This is a genomic window from Streptomyces sp. GbtcB7, from assembly GCF_019091445.1.
GTDB lineage: Bacteria > Actinomycetota > Actinomycetes > Streptomycetales > Streptomycetaceae > Streptomyces > Streptomyces mirabilis.
Genome location: NZ_JAGXJM010000006.1, coordinates 1 through 17,803 on the forward strand (window position 1 = coordinate 1; position 17,803 = coordinate 17,803).

At 71.6% G+C, this 17,803-nt stretch carries 17 protein-coding genes and 1 pseudogene; 10 read left to right on the forward strand and 8 right to left on the reverse strand.

Going from position 1 to position 17,803, the window contains the following annotated elements:
- Nucleotides 1-1,048: biotin/lipoyl-containing protein (locus tag KVT44_RS11960; protein ID WP_217567035.1), on the forward strand; the 1,048-nt coding region annotated here is incomplete at its 5' end.
- Nucleotides 1,049-1,342: 294 nt separating this feature from the next.
- Here the strand turns inward: KVT44_RS11960 and KVT44_RS11965 are convergent.
- Nucleotides 1,343-2,173: pseudogene (locus KVT44_RS11965) on the reverse strand (ammonium transporter); the annotation flags it as partial.
- Between the two features lie 602 nt (nucleotides 2,174-2,775).
- Between KVT44_RS11965 and dhaK the strand changes: the two are divergent.
- From dhaK to KVT44_RS11980, 3 genes are all read left to right on the forward strand, one after another.
- Nucleotides 2,776-3,768, forward strand: a complete 993-nt coding sequence (gene dhaK, locus KVT44_RS11970) for a dihydroxyacetone kinase subunit DhaK (protein ID WP_054233331.1) — start codon at nucleotides 2,776-2,778, stop codon at nucleotides 3,766-3,768.
- Nucleotides 3,769-3,836: 68 nt separating this feature from the next.
- Nucleotides 3,837-4,436, forward strand: a complete 600-nt coding sequence (gene dhaL / locus KVT44_RS11975; RefSeq protein ID WP_217567036.1) for a dihydroxyacetone kinase subunit DhaL — start codon at nucleotides 3,837-3,839, stop codon at nucleotides 4,434-4,436.
- Nucleotides 4,429-4,854, forward strand: a complete 426-nt coding sequence (locus KVT44_RS11980; protein ID WP_099924365.1) for a PTS-dependent dihydroxyacetone kinase phosphotransferase subunit DhaM — start codon at nucleotides 4,429-4,431, stop codon at nucleotides 4,852-4,854. Before dhaL ends, KVT44_RS11980 begins: the two co-directional genes overlap by 8 nt.
- 452 nt (nucleotides 4,855-5,306) lie before the next feature.
- Here KVT44_RS11980 and KVT44_RS11985 read toward each other — a convergent pair whose 3' ends face one another.
- Complete coding sequence (locus tag KVT44_RS11985) at nucleotides 5,307-5,972, reverse strand: TetR/AcrR family transcriptional regulator (protein ID WP_308313972.1); 666 nt, start codon at nucleotides 5,970-5,972, stop codon at nucleotides 5,307-5,309.
- A gap of 164 nt (nucleotides 5,973-6,136) precedes the next feature.
- Here KVT44_RS11985 and KVT44_RS11990 point away from each other — a divergent pair, with 164 nt between their 5' ends.
- Nucleotides 6,137-6,901 (forward strand): SDR family NAD(P)-dependent oxidoreductase, encoded by a 765-nt coding sequence (locus tag KVT44_RS11990; RefSeq protein ID WP_217567037.1) that lies wholly within the window; start codon nucleotides 6,137-6,139, stop codon nucleotides 6,899-6,901.
- Between the two features lie 38 nt (nucleotides 6,902-6,939).
- Here the strand turns inward: KVT44_RS11990 and KVT44_RS11995 are convergent, their stop codons facing one another.
- Entirely contained in the window at nucleotides 6,940-7,626 is a 687-nt protein-coding gene (locus KVT44_RS11995) for a glycoside hydrolase family 75 protein (protein WP_217567038.1), read from the reverse strand.
- 396 nt (nucleotides 7,627-8,022) lie between these two features.
- Between KVT44_RS11995 and KVT44_RS12000 the strand changes: the two genes are divergently transcribed.
- The 3 genes from KVT44_RS12000 (at nucleotide 8,023) to KVT44_RS12010 (ending at nucleotide 10,838) form a co-directional block, all read left to right on the forward strand.
- The gene (locus KVT44_RS12000; protein WP_308313973.1) at nucleotides 8,023-9,024 is read left to right on the forward strand and encodes a fibronectin type III domain-containing protein; all 1,002 of its coding nucleotides are present in this window, start codon (nucleotides 8,023-8,025) and stop codon (nucleotides 9,022-9,024) included.
- A gap of 21 nt (nucleotides 9,025-9,045) precedes the next feature.
- Nucleotides 9,046-9,978 (forward strand): LysR family transcriptional regulator, encoded by a 933-nt coding sequence (locus KVT44_RS12005; RefSeq protein WP_229888876.1) that lies wholly within the window; start codon nucleotides 9,046-9,048, stop codon nucleotides 9,976-9,978.
- 284 nt (nucleotides 9,979-10,262) lie between these two features.
- Nucleotides 10,263-10,838 carry a hypothetical protein gene (locus KVT44_RS12010; RefSeq protein WP_217567039.1) on the forward strand — a complete coding sequence of 192 codons (576 nt, stop codon included), beginning with the start codon at nucleotides 10,263-10,265 and terminating at the stop codon, nucleotides 10,836-10,838.
- A gap of 79 nt (nucleotides 10,839-10,917) precedes the next feature.
- On the opposite strand, the gene KVT44_RS12015 is transcribed toward KVT44_RS12010, so the two are convergent.
- From KVT44_RS12015 to KVT44_RS12025, 3 genes are all read right to left on the reverse strand, one after another.
- Nucleotides 10,918-11,460, reverse strand: coding sequence for a PadR family transcriptional regulator (locus KVT44_RS12015; protein ID WP_217567040.1), 543 nt, complete (start codon nucleotides 11,458-11,460; stop codon nucleotides 10,918-10,920).
- A gap of 65 nt (nucleotides 11,461-11,525) precedes the next feature.
- Entirely contained in the window at nucleotides 11,526-13,541 is a 2,016-nt protein-coding gene (locus tag KVT44_RS12020) for an NADPH-dependent 2,4-dienoyl-CoA reductase (RefSeq protein WP_217567041.1), read from the reverse strand.
- A gap of 224 nt (nucleotides 13,542-13,765) precedes the next feature.
- A complete protein-coding gene (locus KVT44_RS12025) occupies nucleotides 13,766-14,551 on the reverse strand; it encodes a putative protein N(5)-glutamine methyltransferase (RefSeq protein WP_217567042.1) in 786 nt (261 codons plus the stop codon).
- Between the two features lie 264 nt (nucleotides 14,552-14,815).
- On the opposite strand from KVT44_RS12025, the gene KVT44_RS12030 reads away from it, so the two are divergent.
- Nucleotides 14,816-15,274: a MarR family winged helix-turn-helix transcriptional regulator gene (locus KVT44_RS12030; RefSeq protein WP_099924358.1), complete on the forward strand. Its 459-nt coding sequence runs from the start codon at nucleotides 14,816-14,818 to the stop codon at nucleotides 15,272-15,274.
- A 31-nt stretch (nucleotides 15,275-15,305) separates the two neighbouring features.
- On the opposite strand, the gene KVT44_RS12035 is transcribed toward KVT44_RS12030, so the two are convergent.
- Nucleotides 15,306-16,058 carry a GNAT family N-acetyltransferase gene (locus tag KVT44_RS12035; protein WP_099924357.1) on the reverse strand — a complete coding sequence of 251 codons (753 nt, stop codon included), beginning with the start codon at nucleotides 16,056-16,058 and terminating at the stop codon, nucleotides 15,306-15,308.
- A complete protein-coding gene (locus tag KVT44_RS12040) occupies nucleotides 16,055-16,975 on the reverse strand; it encodes an NADP-dependent oxidoreductase (RefSeq protein ID WP_217567043.1) in 921 nt (306 codons plus the stop codon). The genes KVT44_RS12035 and KVT44_RS12040 overlap by 4 nt, the downstream gene beginning before the upstream one ends.
- A 222-nt stretch (nucleotides 16,976-17,197) precedes the next feature.
- On the opposite strand from KVT44_RS12040, the gene KVT44_RS12045 reads away from it, so the two are divergent.
- The gene (locus KVT44_RS12045) at nucleotides 17,198-17,803 is read left to right on the forward strand and encodes a sulfite oxidase-like oxidoreductase (protein WP_099924355.1); all 606 of its coding nucleotides are present in this window, start codon (nucleotides 17,198-17,200) and stop codon (nucleotides 17,801-17,803) included.

Here is a 17,803-nt window from a genome sequence, read left to right on the forward strand (position 1 = left end):
CGCGCCGTTCCTGTCGGACGACCAGGTGGCGGAGCTGTACTCCTCCTCCAAGGCGATCCTCAAGGAAGCCGGCTACGCCGGCGCCGGCACCGTGGAGTTCCTCGTCGGCATGGACGGCACGATCTCCTTCCTGGAGGTCAACACCCGCCTCCAGGTCGAGCACCCCGTCACCGAGGAAGTCGCCGGCATCGACCTCGTCCGCGAGATGTTCCGCATCGCCGACGGCGAGGAACTCGGCTACGGCGACCCCGCCCTGCGCGGCCACTCCTTCGAGTTCCGCATCAACGGCGAAGACCCGGGACGCAACTTCCTGCCCGCCCCCGGCACGGTGACGCTGTTCGCCCCGCCGTCGGGTCCGGGCGTGCGCCTGGACGCGGGCGTCGAGTCCGGCAGTGTCATCGGCCCGGCCTGGGACTCCCTGCTCGCCAAGCTGATCGTCACCGGCGCCACCCGGGAGCAGGCGCTCCAGCGCGCCGCCCGCGCCCTCGAGGAGTTCCAGGTCGAGGGCATGGCGACCGCCATCCCGTTCCACCGCGCGGTGGTCCAGGACCCGGCCTTCGCCCCCGAACTGACCGGCTCCGCCGACCCGTTCACGGTCCACACCCGCTGGATCGAGACCGAGTTCGCCAACGAGATCCCCGCGTTCACAGCCCCCGCGGACACGGAGACCGACGAGGAGCCGGGCCGCGAGACGGTTGTCGTCGAGGTCGGCGGCAAGCGCCTCGAGGTCTCGCTGCCGTCCTCGCTGGGCATGTCCCTGGCCCGCACCGGCCTCGCCGCCGGCGCCAAGCCGAAGCGCCGCGCGGCCAAGAAGTCCGGCCCGGTCGCCTCCGGTGACACGCTCGCCTCGCCCATGCAGGGCACGATCGTCAAGGTCGCGGTCGAGGAGGGCCAGGAGGTCAAGGAGGGCGACCTCGTCGTCGTCCTGGAGGCCATGAAGATGGAACAGCCCCTCAACGCCCACCGCTCCGGCACCATCAAGGGCCTGAGCGCGGAGGTCGGCGCGTCCATCACGTCCGGCGCCGCGATCTGCGAGATCAAGGACTGACGACCACAACTCCGCCCCATAACCAAGTGAGTACTGATCACTGAGGGGCCCTGAGACCTTGGAGGCCGGTTCGCGATCGGCCTTCACATTCGAGGGGCCCCTCATATTGGATTTGGGATTATGAGCCATCGCTCCGCGCCGCCCACGCCTGAGACGCCGGCCAAACCCTTGCGCCGTGATGCACAACGCAACCGGGATGCAATCATGAGCGCTGCTCGTGAGGCATTTTTCCGGGCGACCCGGACCGAGTCCCAAACACACCCCCAATGTCTGAGCCGCGGAGGGTGAGCCTCGCTATCCCGCAGCGGCAGGCTCGGGGGTCGGGGCGTTGGTCGGCGAGTGGGTGAGGTCGTAGGCGCTCTCCGCGTGCAGGTGGACATCGACGCCCTCCTGCTCCACCTCGGGTCGGACCCGCAGGCCCATCGTCTTGTCGAGCGCCTTGGCGATCAGCCAGGTCATGCCGAAGGAGTACGCCAGTACCGCGAAGGCTCCAACTGCCTGCTTGCCGATGAGGGAGAGGCCGCCGCCGTAGAGGAGGCCGTCGACACCGTTGGGTGCGTCCGCCGTGGCGAGGATGCCGACCAGCAGGGTGCCGGTGATGCCTCCGACGAGGTGGATGCCGACGACGTCGAGGGAGTCGTCGTAGCCGAACTTGTACTTAAGGCCGACAGCGAGGGCGCACACCGCGCCGCCGATGGCGCCGAGGACGAGGGCGCCGACCGGGGAGACCGCGTCGCAGGACGGGGTGATGGCGACCAGGCCGGCGATCGCGCCGGATGCGGCGCCGAGGCTGGTGGAGTGTCCGTCGCGGAGCTTCTCGACGAGGAGCCAGCCGAGCATCGCCGAGCAGGTGGCGGTAAAGGTGTTCAGTACGACGACAGAGGCGGCGTTGCCCGACGTCAGCGCGGAGCCGCCGTTGAAGCCGAACCAGCCGAACCACAGCAGGCCCGCGCCGAGCATCACCAGGGGGAGGTTGTGCGGACGCTCCTGGCCGCCCTCCTTCTGCCAGCCGATGCGCTTGCCGAGGACGAGGATCACGGCCAGGGCCGCCGCGCCGGAGTTTATGTGGACGGCCGTACCTCCGGCGAAGTCGATGGCGCCGAGCTTGTTCACGATCCAGCCGCCTACCACGCCCTACTGGGAACGCCCGCTGAAGTTCCACCGCACGACAGGCCCATCACTGAATGCGACCCCGCCAGGCTGCAGCCGCCCTGCCCTTCAACCTCCTTCACGACATCTGGCAGCCATCCAGAATTTCGGGGATGCTCGGTTCAGCAGGCCGCAACAGACTTCTCCACCACCAGGCCCGCATGGAATGGGGAACACGCCCGAGTCTGGGATCGAGACACGAAGTGCTTACTACACTCGCGCCGGAGCCCTCCGCGCCTCCGATAAACACTCGGCCAGACAGTGTCTCTGCAGTCCGCCCTGAGGCCGGATTTCGCCCGGCAGCCGGACAGCCACAAACGCTTTCATTTGCATCCGCACAGATGATCACCGTATCCCCAGCGTCGGCACTTCTCGGAGGAGACTTCTCGGGGCGATCCGCATGCACGTCAGCCATATCTGACAACCTGTCACCAAAGTCAGCAACAGGTCAGCATCAGTACCGCCACAACCCGCTTCCGACCGACATGAACCGCCAAGATCATTTACTGGTCCAACATGGTCTGACCTGCAAAGACAGAGGTCAGAGGCCCATCTGCTAATCTCATCAGGAGGTATCCATGAAGATGCTCATCAACGTGGCGGAGACGGTGGTCGCGGACGCGCTGCGGGGTATGGCGGCCGCGCATCCCGAGCTGACGGTGGATGTGGACAACCGGGTGATCGTACGGCGGGACGCCCCGGTGCCCGGCAGGGTGGGACTCGTCTCCGGCGGCGGGTCGGGGCACGAACCGCTGCACGGTGGTTTCGTGGGCCCCGGGATGTTGTCGGCGGCCTGTCCGGGCGAGGTCTTCACGTCACCGGTGCCGGACCAGATGCTGCGCGCGGCGGCGGCCGTGAACAGCGGCGCGGGCGTGCTGTTCATCGTGAAGAACTACACGGGGGACGTGCTCAACTTCGACATGGCGGCCGAGCTCGCCGAGGACGAGGGCATCCAGGTGGCGAAGGTCCTCGTCAATGACGACGTCGCCGTCACCGACAGTCTGTACACCGCCGGACGGCGCGGCACCGGCGCGACCCTGTTCGTGGAGAAGATCGCGGGCGCCGCGGCCGAGGAGGCCGCGCCGCTGGAGCGGGTGCAGGCGCTGGCCCGCCAGGTCAACGAGAACTCCCGCAGCTTCGGTGTCGCACTGAGCGCCTGCACCACGCCGGCCAAGGGCAGCCCCACCTTCGACCTCCCGCCGGGGGAGCTGGAGCTCGGCGTCGGCATCCACGGCGAGCCGGGCCGGGAGCGGCGCGCGATGATGACCTCGCACGAGATCGCCGACTTCTCGGTCAACGCGATCCTGGAGGACCTGAACCCGCGCAATCCCGTCCTGCTGCTGGTCAACGGCATGGGCGCGACACCGCTCCTGGAGCTGTACGGGTTCCACGCGGAGGTGAATCGGGTGCTCACCGAGCGCGGGGTGCCCGTGGCACGCACGCTGGTCGGGAACTACGTCACCTCGCTGGACATGGCGGGCGCCTCGGTGACGCTGTGCCAGGTGGACGAGGAGCTGCTGCGGCTGTGGGACGCGCCGGTGAAGACGCCCGCGTTGCGCTGGGGCGTGTGAACCCCGGCGGCATCGGCATGATGTCGCCCTCCCGCCCGGTCAACGTTCGTACCACGCAAGGAGATTCTGTGCTCGACGCCGAGTTCTTCCGCCGTTGGATGACGGCGACCGCCGCGTCCGTGGACCGCGAGGCGGAGCGGCTCACCGCTCTGGACTCGCCGATCGGCGACGCCGACCACGGCAGCAATCTGCAGCGCGGCTTCACCGCCGTGGTGACCGCGCTGGAGAAGGAGGCGCCGGACACCCCCGGCGCCGTGCTCACCCTCGCCGGACGCCGACTGATCTCCACGGTCGGCGGCGCGTCGGGTCCCTTGTACGGCACCCTGCTCCGCCGTACGGGAAAGGCCCTCGGGGACGCCGCGGAGGTCACCGAGGAACAGTTCACGGACGCATTGCGCGCGGGCGTGGACGCGGTGATGGCGCTGGGCGGAGCCGCGCCCGGCGACAAGACCATGATCGACGCGCTGGTGCCCGCGGTGGACGCGCTCGCCGAGTCCTTCGCCGCGGCGAAGACGGCCGCCGAGGAGGGCGCCGTCGCGACGACACCACTCCAGGCCCGCAAGGGCCGGGCCAGCTATCTGGGCGAGCGCAGCATCGGGCACCAGGATCCGGGTGCCACGTCCTCGTCCCTGCTGATCAGCGCGCTCGTGGAGGCCCGCGATGAGTGAATCCCCGGGCAGCGCGAACCAGTTCGTCGGCATCGTGCTGGTCTCCCACAGCGCCGCCGTCGCCGCCTCGGTCGCCGAGCTGGCGACGGGACTCGCGGGCGGCGAGACGACCGCTCCCGTCGCCGCGGCCGGCGGCACGGTGGACGGCGGTCTCGGCACCAGCGCCGAACTGATCTCCGCGGCGGCCGCCTCGGTGGACCGCGGCGCCGGGGTCGCCGTGCTCACCGACCTGGGCAGCGCGGTCCTCACCGTGAAGGCCCTACTGGCGGAGGGGGACGAGCTCCCCGACAACAGCCGCCTGGTGGACGCGCCCTTCGTCGAGGGCGCGGTGGCCGCGGTCGTCACGGCCTCGACCGGAGCCGACCTCGCGGCGGTCGAGGCGGCGGCCGCGGAGGCGTACACCTACCGGAAGGTGTGAGAGCACCGGAAGGCGTGAGAGCAGGGGCTGGAGCGTGTGAGTGCCGGGGCCGAAAGGGGTGATCGCCGGGCCGGGAGGTCTAAGCGCGGGGGCCGGGAGGTCTGAGCGCGGGGGCCGGGAGGTCTGAGCGCGGGGCCGGAAGGGCTGAGCGCGGGGGCCGGGAGGTCTGAGCGCGGGGGCCGGGAGGTCTGAGCGCGGGGCCGGAAGGGCTGAGCGCGGGGGCCGGGAGGTCTGAGCGCCGAGCCGGAAGGGCTGAGCGCGGGGGCCGGAAGGGCTGAGCGCCGAGCCGGAAGGGCTGAGCGCGGGGGCCGGAAGGGCTGAGCGCCGAGCCGGAAGGGCTGAGCGCTGGGGCACGAAGGGCTGAGCGCTGGGGCACGAAGGGCTGAGCGCTGGGGCACGAAGGCCTCGGCGGCCGGGAGTCGACCGCGGTCGGACGGCGCCCGGCCCAGCCCTCAGGCGAGCCCTTCCGCGACGATGGCGAGGGCCGAGCGCACGGTCGACACCAGTTCGGCCTCCGCCACCGCGGGGTCGGGCTGCTCCTCGTCCGTGCGCCACGCGTAGTGCTCGACCGCGGTGCGCAGGGCGCTGTTGAGCATGGCGGCCTGGATCTCCGAACGCAGGTCGACGGCGGGCAGGCCGGCCCGGTCGGCGAGGGCGCGGGCGAAGGCCGGCTCGGCCTCGTCGTGCGCCTGGAGCCAGACGGCGCGCAGGCCCGGCTCGGTCCGGGTCAGCCTCATCAGCGCCCGGATCTTGGGGAGGTGCGGTCGGGGCATCGAGGGGTCGCCGGTCGTGGCCGCCCGTTCCAGGGCGTCCTCGAGCGGCCGGCCGGGGCGCCATTCCCGCAGCGAGGCGGCTATCGCGTCGATCCCGGCCGCGAACAGCGGGCTCACACAGCTCTCCTTGCTCGGAAAGTAACGCCACACGGTCCGCGCGGAGACCCCGACAGCCTGCCCGATCTGCTCCCCGGTGGTCGCGGCCACCCCTTGGGCGACGAACAGTTCCACCGCGGCGCGGGCGATCTCCAGCCGGATCTCGGCCTTGCGCCGCTCGGTCAGCGGCGGCCGCCCCGTACGGCCGCGGCCCCGGCCAGGGGGTTCGGTGATCGCGCCGTCCGGCACTGGCGACTCCCTCGACTCGACGACGGGCGGCTGCCGCCCGGGCTGCCGCGATTCTAACGATCTCGAAAACGGCTCCAGACTTTATGTCATTGAGAGACATTAAGTCGTACTGTGTGGCGCACGACGACCTCGTCGCACCACGCACGCACTTCTGGGAGCACGTCATGAGCACCACTGGACTGGCCGGCCGCAGCGTCATCGTCACCGGAGCGGGCTCCGGAATCGGGCGGGCCACCGCCCTGGCCTTCGCCGCGGAGGGCGCCCGGGTCCTGGTGGCCGACCTCAACGCCGAGGGCGCCGAGAAGGTCGTCGAGGAGATAGCAGCGGCCGGCGGCACCGCCGTGGCCGTGACGGGCGACCTGAGCGAGCAGGCCGTGGTCGACCGGGTGACCGCGACCGCCGTGGAGCAGTTCGGCGGGGTGGACGTGCTGGTCAACAACGCCGGGATCATGGACCGCATGTCGGCGGCCGGTGAGGTCGGCGACGCGGAGTGGGAGCGGGTCATCCGGGTCAACCTCACCGCTCCCTTCCTGCTCACCCGGGCGGTGCTCCCGCACATGCTGGCGGCGGGCAAGGGCGCCATCGTGAACACCGCCTCCGAGGCGAGCCTGCGCGGCAGCGCCGCGGGCGCCGCGTACACCGCCTCGAAGCACGGCATCGCGGGCCTCACCAAGTCCCTCGCCGTGACGTACCGCAACAAGGGCATCCGGGCCAACGCCATCGCCCCCGGCGGCACGAAGACCGCCATCACCGTGGACGCCGACCGCGACGCCCTCGGCCCCCAGGTCCTCGCCTCGTACATGGCCAATGTGGGCACCGCGGCCGAGGCCGAGGAGCAGGCCGCCGCCATCCTGTTCCTCGCCTCCGACGCGGCGAGCAACATCAACGGCGCGATCCTGCCCGTCGACAACGGCTGGTCGGCGGTCTGACGCCCTCGAGCAACTGAAGGGACCGCCACCGCGGCCGCTCAGCCGCCGCGCACGAACTCCCGGGCCAGTCGCTCACCCGCCGTCACGGCTGCCGCGTGATCCTCGATGGGCGACACCCGGGAGTTCTTGAAGGCGATGTAGGTGACCCCGGAACTCGTCCCGCCACCGTGCGGGCCGGGACGGATGCCGAGCGCCTTGGCGGTGGCGTACGAGGCCTCGCCGATGATTTCGCGCGGTCCGGTGTCGCCGACCACCGCGTACTGGACCCGATGCTTGTAGATCACCGCGACCACCGAGCCGCCGCGGATACCGTAGGCGCGGTGGTCCCAGATGCCACTGGGTGTGGGCACGACGACATACGGGAGGGTCTCGGCGCTCAGGTACCGCCCGTCGGACTGCCGATACGCGGTGGTCCCGGAGAAGGACGGGTCGGTCCGCCCGTTGCACACGAGGCCGGGGCGGCCGTCGCAGTCGATGTCCATGTCGGCCTTCCAGAACACCGCGCCCCGCGCCCCGCAGACGGGAATCTCGGCGCGGGCGCCCGCGTCGGTGCGATAGCGCCCCTTCGAGACGGGCACGCAGTCACGGACCTTGGCGAGCAGATCGGCGGCGCGCACGTTCCCCTCCCGCACCGCCACCGGCGGGCTCGGACGGGCGGCGGGAAACGGGGCGGGAGCGAGCAGGGCCACGCCGGCCGCGGCCAGCGTCAGCGACTGAACACGCACGATAAAAGACCCTTCCCTGGGTGACATTGACGGCCATTCAGCAAAATTTGGCGTGTTTCTGACGGCGCGTCCACTGGGAAGGGGCCGGACGGTGCATGGCGGACCGGACGGGGGCACGGCGGGTACACGGCGGATTCGGCGGGTGCATTGCGGCCGAGAGCCCGAGCCGTGGTGGACCCGGGCTTCTCGACCGCCCTCGCCGGCGCGGCATCAGCGACGACAGCGGTCCGCGCCGTGGGCGCGAACTCCCCTGTCGAGAGGGTGAGTTCACACCGCGTCAGGCATCAGCATACGTAGCCCGAGGACGGTCCGACGAACGGCCACCGCCCCCTTGATGTGGCCGCGTCAGCCGTGTCTTATAGGTACAGACCAATCCCGTCGAGGGAAGGCAGGCCGGTGCGACGTGTTTCCCTTGGGTTGATCTGCGGCTCGCTGCTCGTCCTCACCGCGTGCGGAGGAGGTGCGGGAGCCGACGCCGGGGGCGAGCGGCTGCCCCCGGCCCCGATGGGGGTCACCGCGACGGCGGGCAGCGCGACCAGCGTGCACGTCATGTGGAACCGCGTCTCCGGGGACGTGAAGGTCACCGGTTACGAGGTGTACCGCGGCACCACCCGGGTCGAGCGGGTGCCCGGCGACGAACACATGGTGGACGTCACCAGACTGGCCCCGTCCACGAAGTACGTCTTCACGGTCCGCGCCCTGAACACCGACGGAAATCCCGGACCCCCCAGCGAGCCGGTGCGCGCCACCACACCGGTCGCGGTCGCCGCCGACAGCACGCCCCCGACCCGCCCCGGACGCCCGCACGGCAGGGCCGTCGGGAGCCGGGCGGCCCAACTGGAGTGGTCGGCGTCGACGGACGCCCGGGGCGTGGTCTCGTACGACGTCTACCAGGGCGGCTCGAAGATCCACAGCGTGGGCGGCGGACAGACGGCGACCGTCGTCACCGGGCTGAGACCCGGCACCGCGTACACCTTCACCGTGCGAGCCCGCGACGCGGCGGACAACCTCTCCCCCGCGAGCGCCGCCGTCCGGCTCACCACCGCGCCGGGCGCGGACGACGGCCGCGGCACCGCGCCGACCGGGTTCCGCGCGACTTCCCACCGCAAGGACGGGGCGTACTACCTCGACCTGTCCTGGCTGCCGCCGCGGACGGACGGGGTGATCACGGAGTACCGGATCGACCTGGACGGCCGACAGGCGACCTCACTCGTCTGGGGCGGCACACCGCCCAGCGGCAGGGCCACCTACAGCTTCTACGTGGGACGGGAGGCCGGGGTCGCGTACCGGGTGCGGATCAGGGCGAAGCTGCCGGACGGCACCTGGGGCGGGTTCTCGGCGGAGCGGACGGTGACGACGGGCTCCGCCACGGGTGGGAACGCCGGCACTCCGAAATAGGCGAACCGTAGGCTCACCCTCGTGCCCCATAGCGAACCCGATGCCTCGACGGCTCCCCTGGACATCTCCCTGCTGCGCACCTTCCTCGCCGTGCACCGCGCGGGGTCGTTCACGGCGGCCGCGCGGCTGCTCGGTCTGTCCCAGCCGACGGTGACGACGCAGATGCGGTCACTGGAGGAGCAACTGGGACGGGAGCTGTTCGAACGGCAGCCACGGGGCGTGGTGCCCACATCGGTGGCGGACGAACTCGCCGCGGAGGTCGCCGCGCCCCTGGACGCGCTCGCGGCGGTCGCGGACCGCCGCGGGGCCGGCGCCGACCAGCCGCCGGACCCGGTGCACCTGGCGGGCCCGGCCGAGCTGCTGTGCACGCGCGTCCTGCCCGCGCTGGCGCCGCTGACCGCACAGGGCGTACGTCTGCGCATCACTCCCGGCCTCACCGACGAGTTGCTGGACGGGCTGCGCGGCGGCCGCTTCGACCTGGTCATCGCCACGACCCGGCCGCGCGGTCGCACCCTGACCGCCGTGCCGCTGATGGACGAGGAGTTCGTGCTCGTCGCCGCCCCGTCGTGGGCCGAGCGCATCGACCCGGCCCGAGTGGCGGCCGAGGGGCCCGCCGCGCTGCACGGGGCACCCCTGGTGACGTACGCCGAGGATCTGCCCATCGCCCGGCGCTACTGGCGGCACGTGTTCGGCGTACGGCTGACCGGCCAGGCGTCGATCACGGTGCCCGACCTGCGGGGCGTACTGGCCGCGGTGGTCGCGGGCGCCGGGATCACCGTGCTCCCCCGGTATCTGTGCCTCGACGCGCTGGCCTCCGGTGCCCTGGTGCCCCTGCTGTCCCCCGAGGAACCGCCCATCAACACCGGGTACCTCACTCAGCGGCCGGGCGCGTCGGACAACCCGCATGTGGCGGTGGTCCGAGAGCGGCTGCTTCAGGCGGGCCGCACGTGGTGATGACGGAGAACAGATAGCGGATAGCAGATAGCAGCTGACGGATGACAGATAACAGATTTCGTCATCCGTCAGCTGTCATCCGTCATCCGTCATCCGTCCAGAGAAAATCACCAGCAAAACGCGGGATTCATCCGCCGGACGAACGAATTCGTCACCTGCCCGGTCCCCGTCCACGTGCGCCCCGAGCCGGAGGCGCATTGGCTCTCCCTGAGGCAGCACGGGCCTTTCCAATCCTCGGCGGCGCATGGGATGTACCGCCAACCGTGCCGCTGGAGGGCAGTCCTATGCGTACTTCTCAGATATTTCTCCGCTCCGGCCTGACCGTGGCCGCCGTCGCTGCGCTTCCGCTCACCCTGACCGCTCCGTCGGCCGCCGCCTTCGGTTCGGGGATCTCGGTGAGCACCAGCGGGTCCAGCGTGTCGGTCACCACCAATTCCTGCCCGAGCAACGGCAGCAGTTTCGGCAACGCCTCGCTGCTCGCCAATGGGCAGGTGAACTTCTCCCAAGGCCGCCAGATGCCGTTGTCCGGAACGAGCGCCACTCAGTCGGCGGTCTGGTCCAACGTCGGCGCCGGCACCTATACCGTCATCGTGGTCTGCCAGGACGGGACGACGGCCGGTACGCAGTCCGTCATCGTCTCGACCAGCGCGGTCCCCAGGGTCACCAAGACTCCCACGATCTCCTCGACCTCCTTGCCCTCCTTGCCCTCCTCGCCATCGCGCGGCGTTTTGGGCGGTCTCGGCGGGTCCACCAAGGACTACAGGACCGCCACGCTGGTGGGCGGCGGCGCGCTGGTGGCGTCGGGCGTCGTGGCAACGGCCTGGTACCTGCGCCGCCGGGCCAAGCCCCACCGGCTCTGATCACGGGGTCCGTCGCACCGGCGGCCGTCCGTCCGACTCCGGTCCGTTGGACGGCCGACTCCGGTCGAGAGGACGGCCCCTACTGCTCGTCGAGGTGCTCGAACTCGTCCAGCGCTTGCGTCAGCCACTGGGTCCAGAAGGTCTCCAGGTCGATCCCGGCCCGCAGCACCAGATGCCGCAGCCGGTCCTGGGGAGCGTCCTTGCCGGGCGGGAAGTCGCGCTTCTGGATCTCCTCGTACTCGGCCAACTGCCTTTGGTGCAGGTCGAGATGGCGGCGCAGGTCCGTCGCGATGCCCGCGGTGCCGACGACGGCCGAGGCGCGCAGCCGCAACAGCATCGTGTCCCGCATGGGCTTCGGGTCCTGGGACGCGGAGGTCCAGCGGGCCAGTTCGTCGCGGCCCGCCGGCAGCACCTCGTAGCTCTTCTTCTGTCCCCGGGCCGGCTGTTCGGACGGCAGGGCGCGGATGTAGCCCTCGGACTCCAGTCTTCCCAGCTCGCGATAGATCTGCTGATGCGTCGCCGACCAGAAGTAGCCGATCGACTTGTCGAACCTCCGGGTCAGTTCGAGGCCTGACGACGGCTTCTCGAGCAGGGCGGTGAGGATCGCGTGCGGGAGTGACATGGGGTCATCCTAGGGACGCCGGACCGAGGCCCCGGGCGCGACCGCTCCGGCCGCGGCTCGGCCGGTCACAGCGCCGCCGCGATCTCCGTGCCCTGCTTGATGGCGCGCTTGGCGTCCAGCTCGGCGGCCACGTCGGCACCGCCGATGAGGTGCACGCTGCGTCCCGCCGCGGACAGTTCCTCGTACAGGTCGCGGCGCGGCTCCTGGCCGGTGCACAGCACGACGGTGTCGACCTCCAGGACCTGACTGTGGCCCTCGACGGTGACGTGCAGTCCGGCGTCGTCGATCCGGTCGTACTGGACGCCCGGGACCATGGTGACGCCCCGGTGCTTGAGTTCGGTGCGGTGAATCCAGCCGGTGGTCTTGCCGAGTCCGGCGCCGACCTTGGAGGCCTTGCGCTGGAGGAGGTGGACCGTGCGGGGCGGGGCGGGGCGCTCGGGTGCGGCGAGGCCGCCGGGTGCCTGGTAGTCCATGTCGACGCCCCAGTGGCGGAAGTACGTCGCCGGGTCCTCGCTCGCCTTGTCGCCGCCGTCGGTCAGGTACTCGGCGACGTCGAAGCCGATGCCGCCGGCGCCGAGGATCGCGACCCGGTCACCGACGGGGGCGCCGTCGCGCAGGACGTCGAGGTAGCCGAGGACGCTGGGGTGGTCGACGCCGGGGATCTCGGGGGTGCGCGGGCTGACGCCGGTGGCGACCACGACCTCGTCGTAGGCGGAGACGTCCTCGGCTGCGACGCGGGTGTTCAACCGGACGTCCACGCCGTGCAGTTCGAGCTGGGTGCGGAAGTAGCGGATCGTCTCGTCGAACTCCTGCTTGCCGGGGACCTTGCGGGCCACGTTGAGCTGGCCGCCGATCTCGCTCGCGGCGTCGTAGAGGGTGACGTCGTGGCCGCGTTCGGCAGCGGAGACCGCGCAGGCCAGGCCGGCGGGCCCGGCGCCGACCACGGCGACGCGCTTGCGCAGCCGGGTCGGCGCGAGGACGAGTTCCGTCTCGTGGCAGGCGCGCGGGTTGACCAGGCAGGAGGTGATCTTCCCGCTGAAGGTGTGGTCGAGGCAGGCCTGGTTGCAGCCGATGCAGGTGTTGATGGCCTCCGGCCGCCCGGCCGCCGCCTTGGCCACGAAGTCGGGGTCGGCGAGCATCGGTCGGGCCAGCGACACCATGTCGGCGTGGCCGTCGGCGAGCAACTGCTCGGCGAGTTCGGGGGTGTTGATGCGGTTGGTGGTCACCAGGGGGATGGAGACCGCGCCCATGACCTTCTTGGTCACCCAGGTGTAGGCGCCGCGCGGCACGGAGGTCGCGATGGTGGGGATACGGGCCTCGTGCCAGCCGATGCCGGTGTTGATGATCGTCGCTCCGGCCGCCTCGACGGCCCGGGCCAGTGTGATCACCTCGTCCAGGGTGGAGCCGCCCGGCACCAGGTCCAGCATGGAGAGCCGGTAGATGATGATGAAGTTCTCGCCGACGGCCTCGCGCACGCGCCGCACGATCTCGACGGGGAAGCGCATGCGGTTCTCGTAGGAGCCGCCCCAGCGGTCCTCGCGCTTGTTGGTCTGAGCGGCGATGAACTCGTTGATCAGATAGCCCTCGGAGCCCATGATCTCGACGCCGTCGTATCCGGCCCGCTGTGCGAGCTCGGCGGCACGGGCGTAGTCGTCGATGGTCCGCTCGACCTCGGCGTCGGTGAGCGCGTGCGGCGGGAAGGGGCTGATCGGGGCCTGCAGGGCGCTCGGGGCGACCAGGTCCTGGTGGTAGGCGTAGCGCCCGAAGTGCAGGATCTGCATCGCGATCTTCCCGCCCTCGCGGTGCACCGCGGCGGTGATCTCCGTGTGCTGCTCGGCCTCCGCCTCGGTGGTCAGCTTCGCGCCGCCCTCGTACGGCCGGCCCGCGTCGTTGGGCGCGATGCCGCCGGTGACGATGAGGCCGACGCCGCCGCGGGCCCGGGTGGCGTAGAACTCCGCCATGCGCTCGAAGCCGCGCTCGGCCTCCTCCAGGCCCACGTGCATGGAGCCCATGAGCACGCGGTTGGGCAGCGTGGTGAAGCCCAGGTCGAGCGGGTTCATCAGGTGCGGGTAACGGCTCATCGGGCCCTCCGTGCGCGGTGTCGTGTGTCTGTTGTAGACGACGGACAACGCCTTATGCAACTAGTTGCACAATGACGGAGGTCACTCGACGAGGGCCGACCCCGCTCAGTGGCGACGGCCGACCCCACCCCCCGGGGCAACAGGCAGGCCCGCTCCGTGGCGACGGGCAGACCTGCTCCGTGGCGACGGGCGGGCCCGGGCGCTCGCCGAGCCCGCCTCGCAGGTCAGACCGCCCGCGGCGGCCTGGTGCCGATCACCACGTTCGCGTACAGCTCGTCGGAGACGGCCAGCGTGGCGGTCAGACCGCCGCGGGCGAAGGCCTCGACGGCCGCGGGAGCCTGACGCTCGCTGGTCTCGACCAGGAGGCAGCCGCCCGGGGCCAGCCAGCGGGGCGCCTCGGCGGTGACGCGGCGCAGGACGTCGAGGCCGTCCGCGCCGCCGTCGAGGGCGACGAGCGGTTCGTGGTCGCGGGCTTCCGGCGGCAGCAGGCCGACCTCGCGCGTGGGAACGTACGGCACGTTGGCGGTGAGGACGTCGACGCGGCCGCGCAGGGCGTCGGGCAGGGCCTCGAACAGGTCGCCCTGGTGGACATGCCCGCCGAAGGGTGCGACGTTGCGGCGCGCGCAGCGCACGGCGGCCGGATCGATGTCCGCGGCGTGCAGTTCGGGCCCGCCGAGGGCGGCGGCCAGTGCGGCACCCACCGCGCCGGAGCCGCAGCACAGGTCCACGACGAGGGCGGCGCCGCGCGCGCGAGCCACGGCCTGGTCGACGAGGAACTCCGTGCGGCGGCGGGGTACGAAGACGCCCGGCTCGACGACGATGCGCAGGCCGTGGAACCGGGCCCAGCCGAGGACGTGTTCGAGGGGGAGTCCCGAGACGCGCCGGTCCACCATGGCGGTGACCTCGTCCGGGGTGCGGGCGGTGGAGAGGATCAACTCCGCCTCGTCCTCGGCGAAGACACAGCCCGCGGAGCGGAGCGCGGCGACAACGGAATCGGAAAGAGGGGGCATGAGAGCCGAGAAGCCTTTCGGTGAGCCGAAGGGCGCTCTCGCGGTCACCTACAGGCGGCGATCCGCAGGGTCCTGAGGTGAGAGCACCCGACCTGACACAGCGGTAATGGGTCTCACCTCCTCGGCAACTCCCGGGCTGGGGTGGTCCGCAGCCAGGACGGTCACCTTACAGGAAGGGCCGGACGGCGATGGAGGTGCTCCCTCGCCCCGCGCCGGTCGCGGACCGCCAAGTTGTACTATGCAACTAGAGAGGAAGGAGCTCCCGTGAATGCAGCCGACGCGTCCGTCGAGACCATCCAGCGCGAGATGACGGCCTTCGCCCGCCGCGCCCGGGCCTCGGCGGGGCGTATGCATCCGGAGCTGTCGCTGGTCTCGTACACCCTGCTGGGCCATTTGGAGGAGAGCGGCGGCTGTCGTGCCACCGACCTCGCCGCGCACTACGCCCTGGACAAGTCCACGGTGAGCCGACAGGTGTCGGCGCTGGAGCGGGCCGGGCTCATCGAACGCCGAGTCGACCCCGAGGACCACCGGGTGCAGGTGCTCCAGCTGACGGAGGCGGGCACCCGCATCCTCGCCCAGGTCACCGAGAGTCGCCGGATCGCGTTCCGTGAGCGGCTCGCGGACTGGCCGGCGGCGGACCTTGAGCGGTTCGCCGGCTACCTGGTGCGGTACAACACGGCGGCGGCCGGGGCACCGCCCGCCGCGCAGGCCTCCGGGAGCTGAGGCTTCGCCACCGGAGGCCCTTCGGGAACCGTCAACGGACCCCCACGGCCTGGCCGTCCGTCAGGTGCTCCGGAACCCGTGCCGCCATGAACCGCGTGCCGCGACGCAACTTGAAGCCCAGGGACTCGTAGAGCCGGATGGCGTTGGTGTTGCTCGCGGCGGTGTGCAGGAAGGGGGTCTCGCCGCGTTCGCGGATGCCGTGCGCCACAGCCAGGATCAGGCGGGTGGCGAGCCCCTCGCCGCGGAAGTCCGGGTCGGTGCAGACCGCGCTGATCTCGGTCCAGCCCGGCGGGTGCAGCCGCTCCCCCGCCATGGCGATCAGCGCGCCGCCGCGCCGGATGCCGAGATAGGTGCCGAGCTCGACGGTGCGTGGCAGAAAGGGGCCGGGCCTGGTGCGCTCCACCAGGTCCAGCATCTCGGGTACGTCGGCGGGGCCGAGCCGCACCGCTTCGGCGTCCGGCGCCGCGGCGAGTCCGTCGTCGACGAGTTGGACGCCGTCCAGGCTGAAGGTCACCTCCCAGCCTTCCGGGGTCGGCCCGTTGAAGCCGGCCAGCGGGGCTTCGCCGCCGGGGCCGACGAGGGCGGCGAGGTCCGCCCAGTCGTCGTCGGTCGGGTCGTCGGGCAGGGCCAGCCACGGCGACACGTCGACGGGATAGCGCAGGACGTGTCCCCGGCGTTCGGCGAAGTGGGCGTGCGGGCCGGTCAGCGAGGCGAGGGCCGGGTTGTCCAGCGGGTGCGTGGCGCCGGCCGGCGGACGGGGGCTCGTGATGCGACGGTCGCTCATCGGGCGACCTCGATCACGATCTTGCCGCGGGCGTGGCCGTCCTCGACCGTGCGCAGCGCCTCGGCTGCCCGGTCGAGCGGAAAGGTCACCGTCACGAAGGGCCTCAGCCGGCCGTCGACCACCAGGGCCGCCACCTCGTCGAGGACGGCGGCGGTGCGGGCGCGTTCGACGGGTCCTCCCCCGAGCCGGGCGGCCGTCTCCCGGTCGGCGCCGGTGATCAGCTTCGTACGGTCGTCCAGCAAGGTCGCCGCGGCCTCCAGCACCTCGCCCCCGACCAGGTCGAAGACGGCGTCCACCCCGTCCGGCGCTGCGGCCCGCACCCGCTCGGCCAGATCCGGCCCCGACGGAACGTGCACGGCCCCGAGCTCCTCGACGAAGTCCTTCTTGCCCTCGCTCGCGACGCCGACCACGGTGAGTCCGAGGGCGCGCGCGATCTGCGTGGCCGCGACACCGACGCCACCGCCCGCACCGGTGATCAGCACGGTCGCGCCGGAGGGCAGGCCGAGCTGGTGGATCCCGTCGTACGCGGTCGCCGCGGCGATGGGCAGGGCCGCCGCGTCCGTGAAGGAGAGGCCGGCGGGCTTGTGTGCGGTGACCGCGGTCGGCAGCAGCGCGTATTCGGCGTATCCGCCGGCCACCGGGTTGCCGAAGACCTCGTCCCCCACGGTGAACCCGGTCACGTCGGGACCGAGCTGCTCGACGACGCCCGCGACCTCGTTGCCGAGGACGGCGGGGAGCTCGCGTGCCCCGGCGCCGGGACGGGCGTATCCCGTCCGCTGTTTCCAGTCGACGGGGTTCACGCCCGCCGCGCGGACCGCCACGAGTACCTGGCCGGGGCCCGGGCTCGGCCGGTCCTGCTCCACCAGGGCCTCGGTCTCCGGTCCGCCGTACCGGGTGAAGACGTACGCCTTGGGCATGTGCTTCCTCACTCTCCTCCGCCGCGCCGCGGGCGGCACTATCGGCAAGGAAGATCACGGCGCGGCTATTCCCGGGGCCCGGGAGAGTTCATACGGCCGCAATGATCGGGATCCCGCCCGGGCGCGGAGCACGGCCCGCGGCCACGTACGGTTGAATGCGTAAGCACCGATCACGCTCGATCCGCGGGCCGCCCCACCCGACGGCCTGGAGGCACCACCGCCATGAACGTCACCCGAGCCTTCACCGGGCGCCCCCGCGTCGACAACGCCGGACTGCCGCCCGGCCAGTACGACGCGGGCGACGACTGGCCCGTCCTGTCCGCCGAGGTCACCCCCGACCTGGCACCCGACGACTGGACCTTCCGGGTCGACGGGCTGGTGGCCGAGCCGCGTACCTGGAACTGGGAGCAGGCGCACGCGCTGCCCGCTTCGGCGTACGAGGGCGACATCCACTGTGTGACGAGTTGGTCGAAGTTCGGGGTGCGCTTCGGGGGTGTCTCCCTGGACGCGTTCCTGGACACCGTGCGCCCGGACGCGTCCGCCACCCACGTGGTCGCGTACTCGCACACCGGGTACACCACGAACCTCCCGCTCGCCGACCTCACCGGCGGTCGTGCCTGGATCGCCTGGGAGTACGAGGGGAAGCCGCTGCCCGCCGAACACGGCGGCCCGGCGCGGCTGATCGTGCCGCACCTGTACTTCTGGAAGAGCGCCAAGTGGATCGCGGGCCTCAGGCTCCTCGACCACGACGAGCCGGGCTTCTGGGAGCAGAACGGCTACCACGCACGCGGCAACCCCTGGGAAGAACAGCGCTACTCCGGTGACTGA

What these genes read in the sequence shown, in the direction of transcription:
- dhaK (WP_054233331.1), top strand. Translation starts at nt 2,776, where the DNA reads ATGAAGATGCTCATCAACGTGGCGGAGACGGTGGTCGCGGACGCGCTG.
- KVT44_RS12010 (WP_217567039.1), top strand. Translation starts at nt 10,263, where the DNA reads ATGCGTACTTCTCAGATATTTCTCCGCTCCGGCCTGACCGTGGCCGCC.
- KVT44_RS12025 (WP_217567042.1), bottom strand. Translation starts at nt 14,551, where the DNA reads ATGCCCCCTCTTTCCGATTCCGTTGTCGCCGCGCTCCGCTCCGCGGGC.
- KVT44_RS11980 (WP_099924365.1), top strand. Translation starts at nt 4,429, where the DNA reads ATGAGTGAATCCCCGGGCAGCGCGAACCAGTTCGTCGGCATCGTGCTG.
- KVT44_RS12035 (WP_099924357.1), bottom strand. Translation starts at nt 16,058, where the DNA reads ATGAGCGACCGTCGCATCACGAGCCCCCGTCCGCCGGCCGGCGCCACG.
- KVT44_RS12040 (WP_217567043.1), bottom strand. Translation starts at nt 16,975, where the DNA reads ATGCCCAAGGCGTACGTCTTCACCCGGTACGGCGGACCGGAGACCGAG.
- KVT44_RS12020 (WP_217567041.1), bottom strand. Translation starts at nt 13,541, where the DNA reads ATGAGCCGTTACCCGCACCTGATGAACCCGCTCGACCTGGGCTTCACC.
- KVT44_RS12015 (WP_217567040.1), bottom strand. Translation starts at nt 11,460, where the DNA reads ATGTCACTCCCGCACGCGATCCTCACCGCCCTGCTCGAGAAGCCGTCG.
- KVT44_RS12045 (WP_099924355.1), top strand. Translation starts at nt 17,198, where the DNA reads ATGAACGTCACCCGAGCCTTCACCGGGCGCCCCCGCGTCGACAACGCC.
- KVT44_RS11990 (WP_217567037.1), top strand. Translation starts at nt 6,137, where the DNA reads ATGAGCACCACTGGACTGGCCGGCCGCAGCGTCATCGTCACCGGAGCG.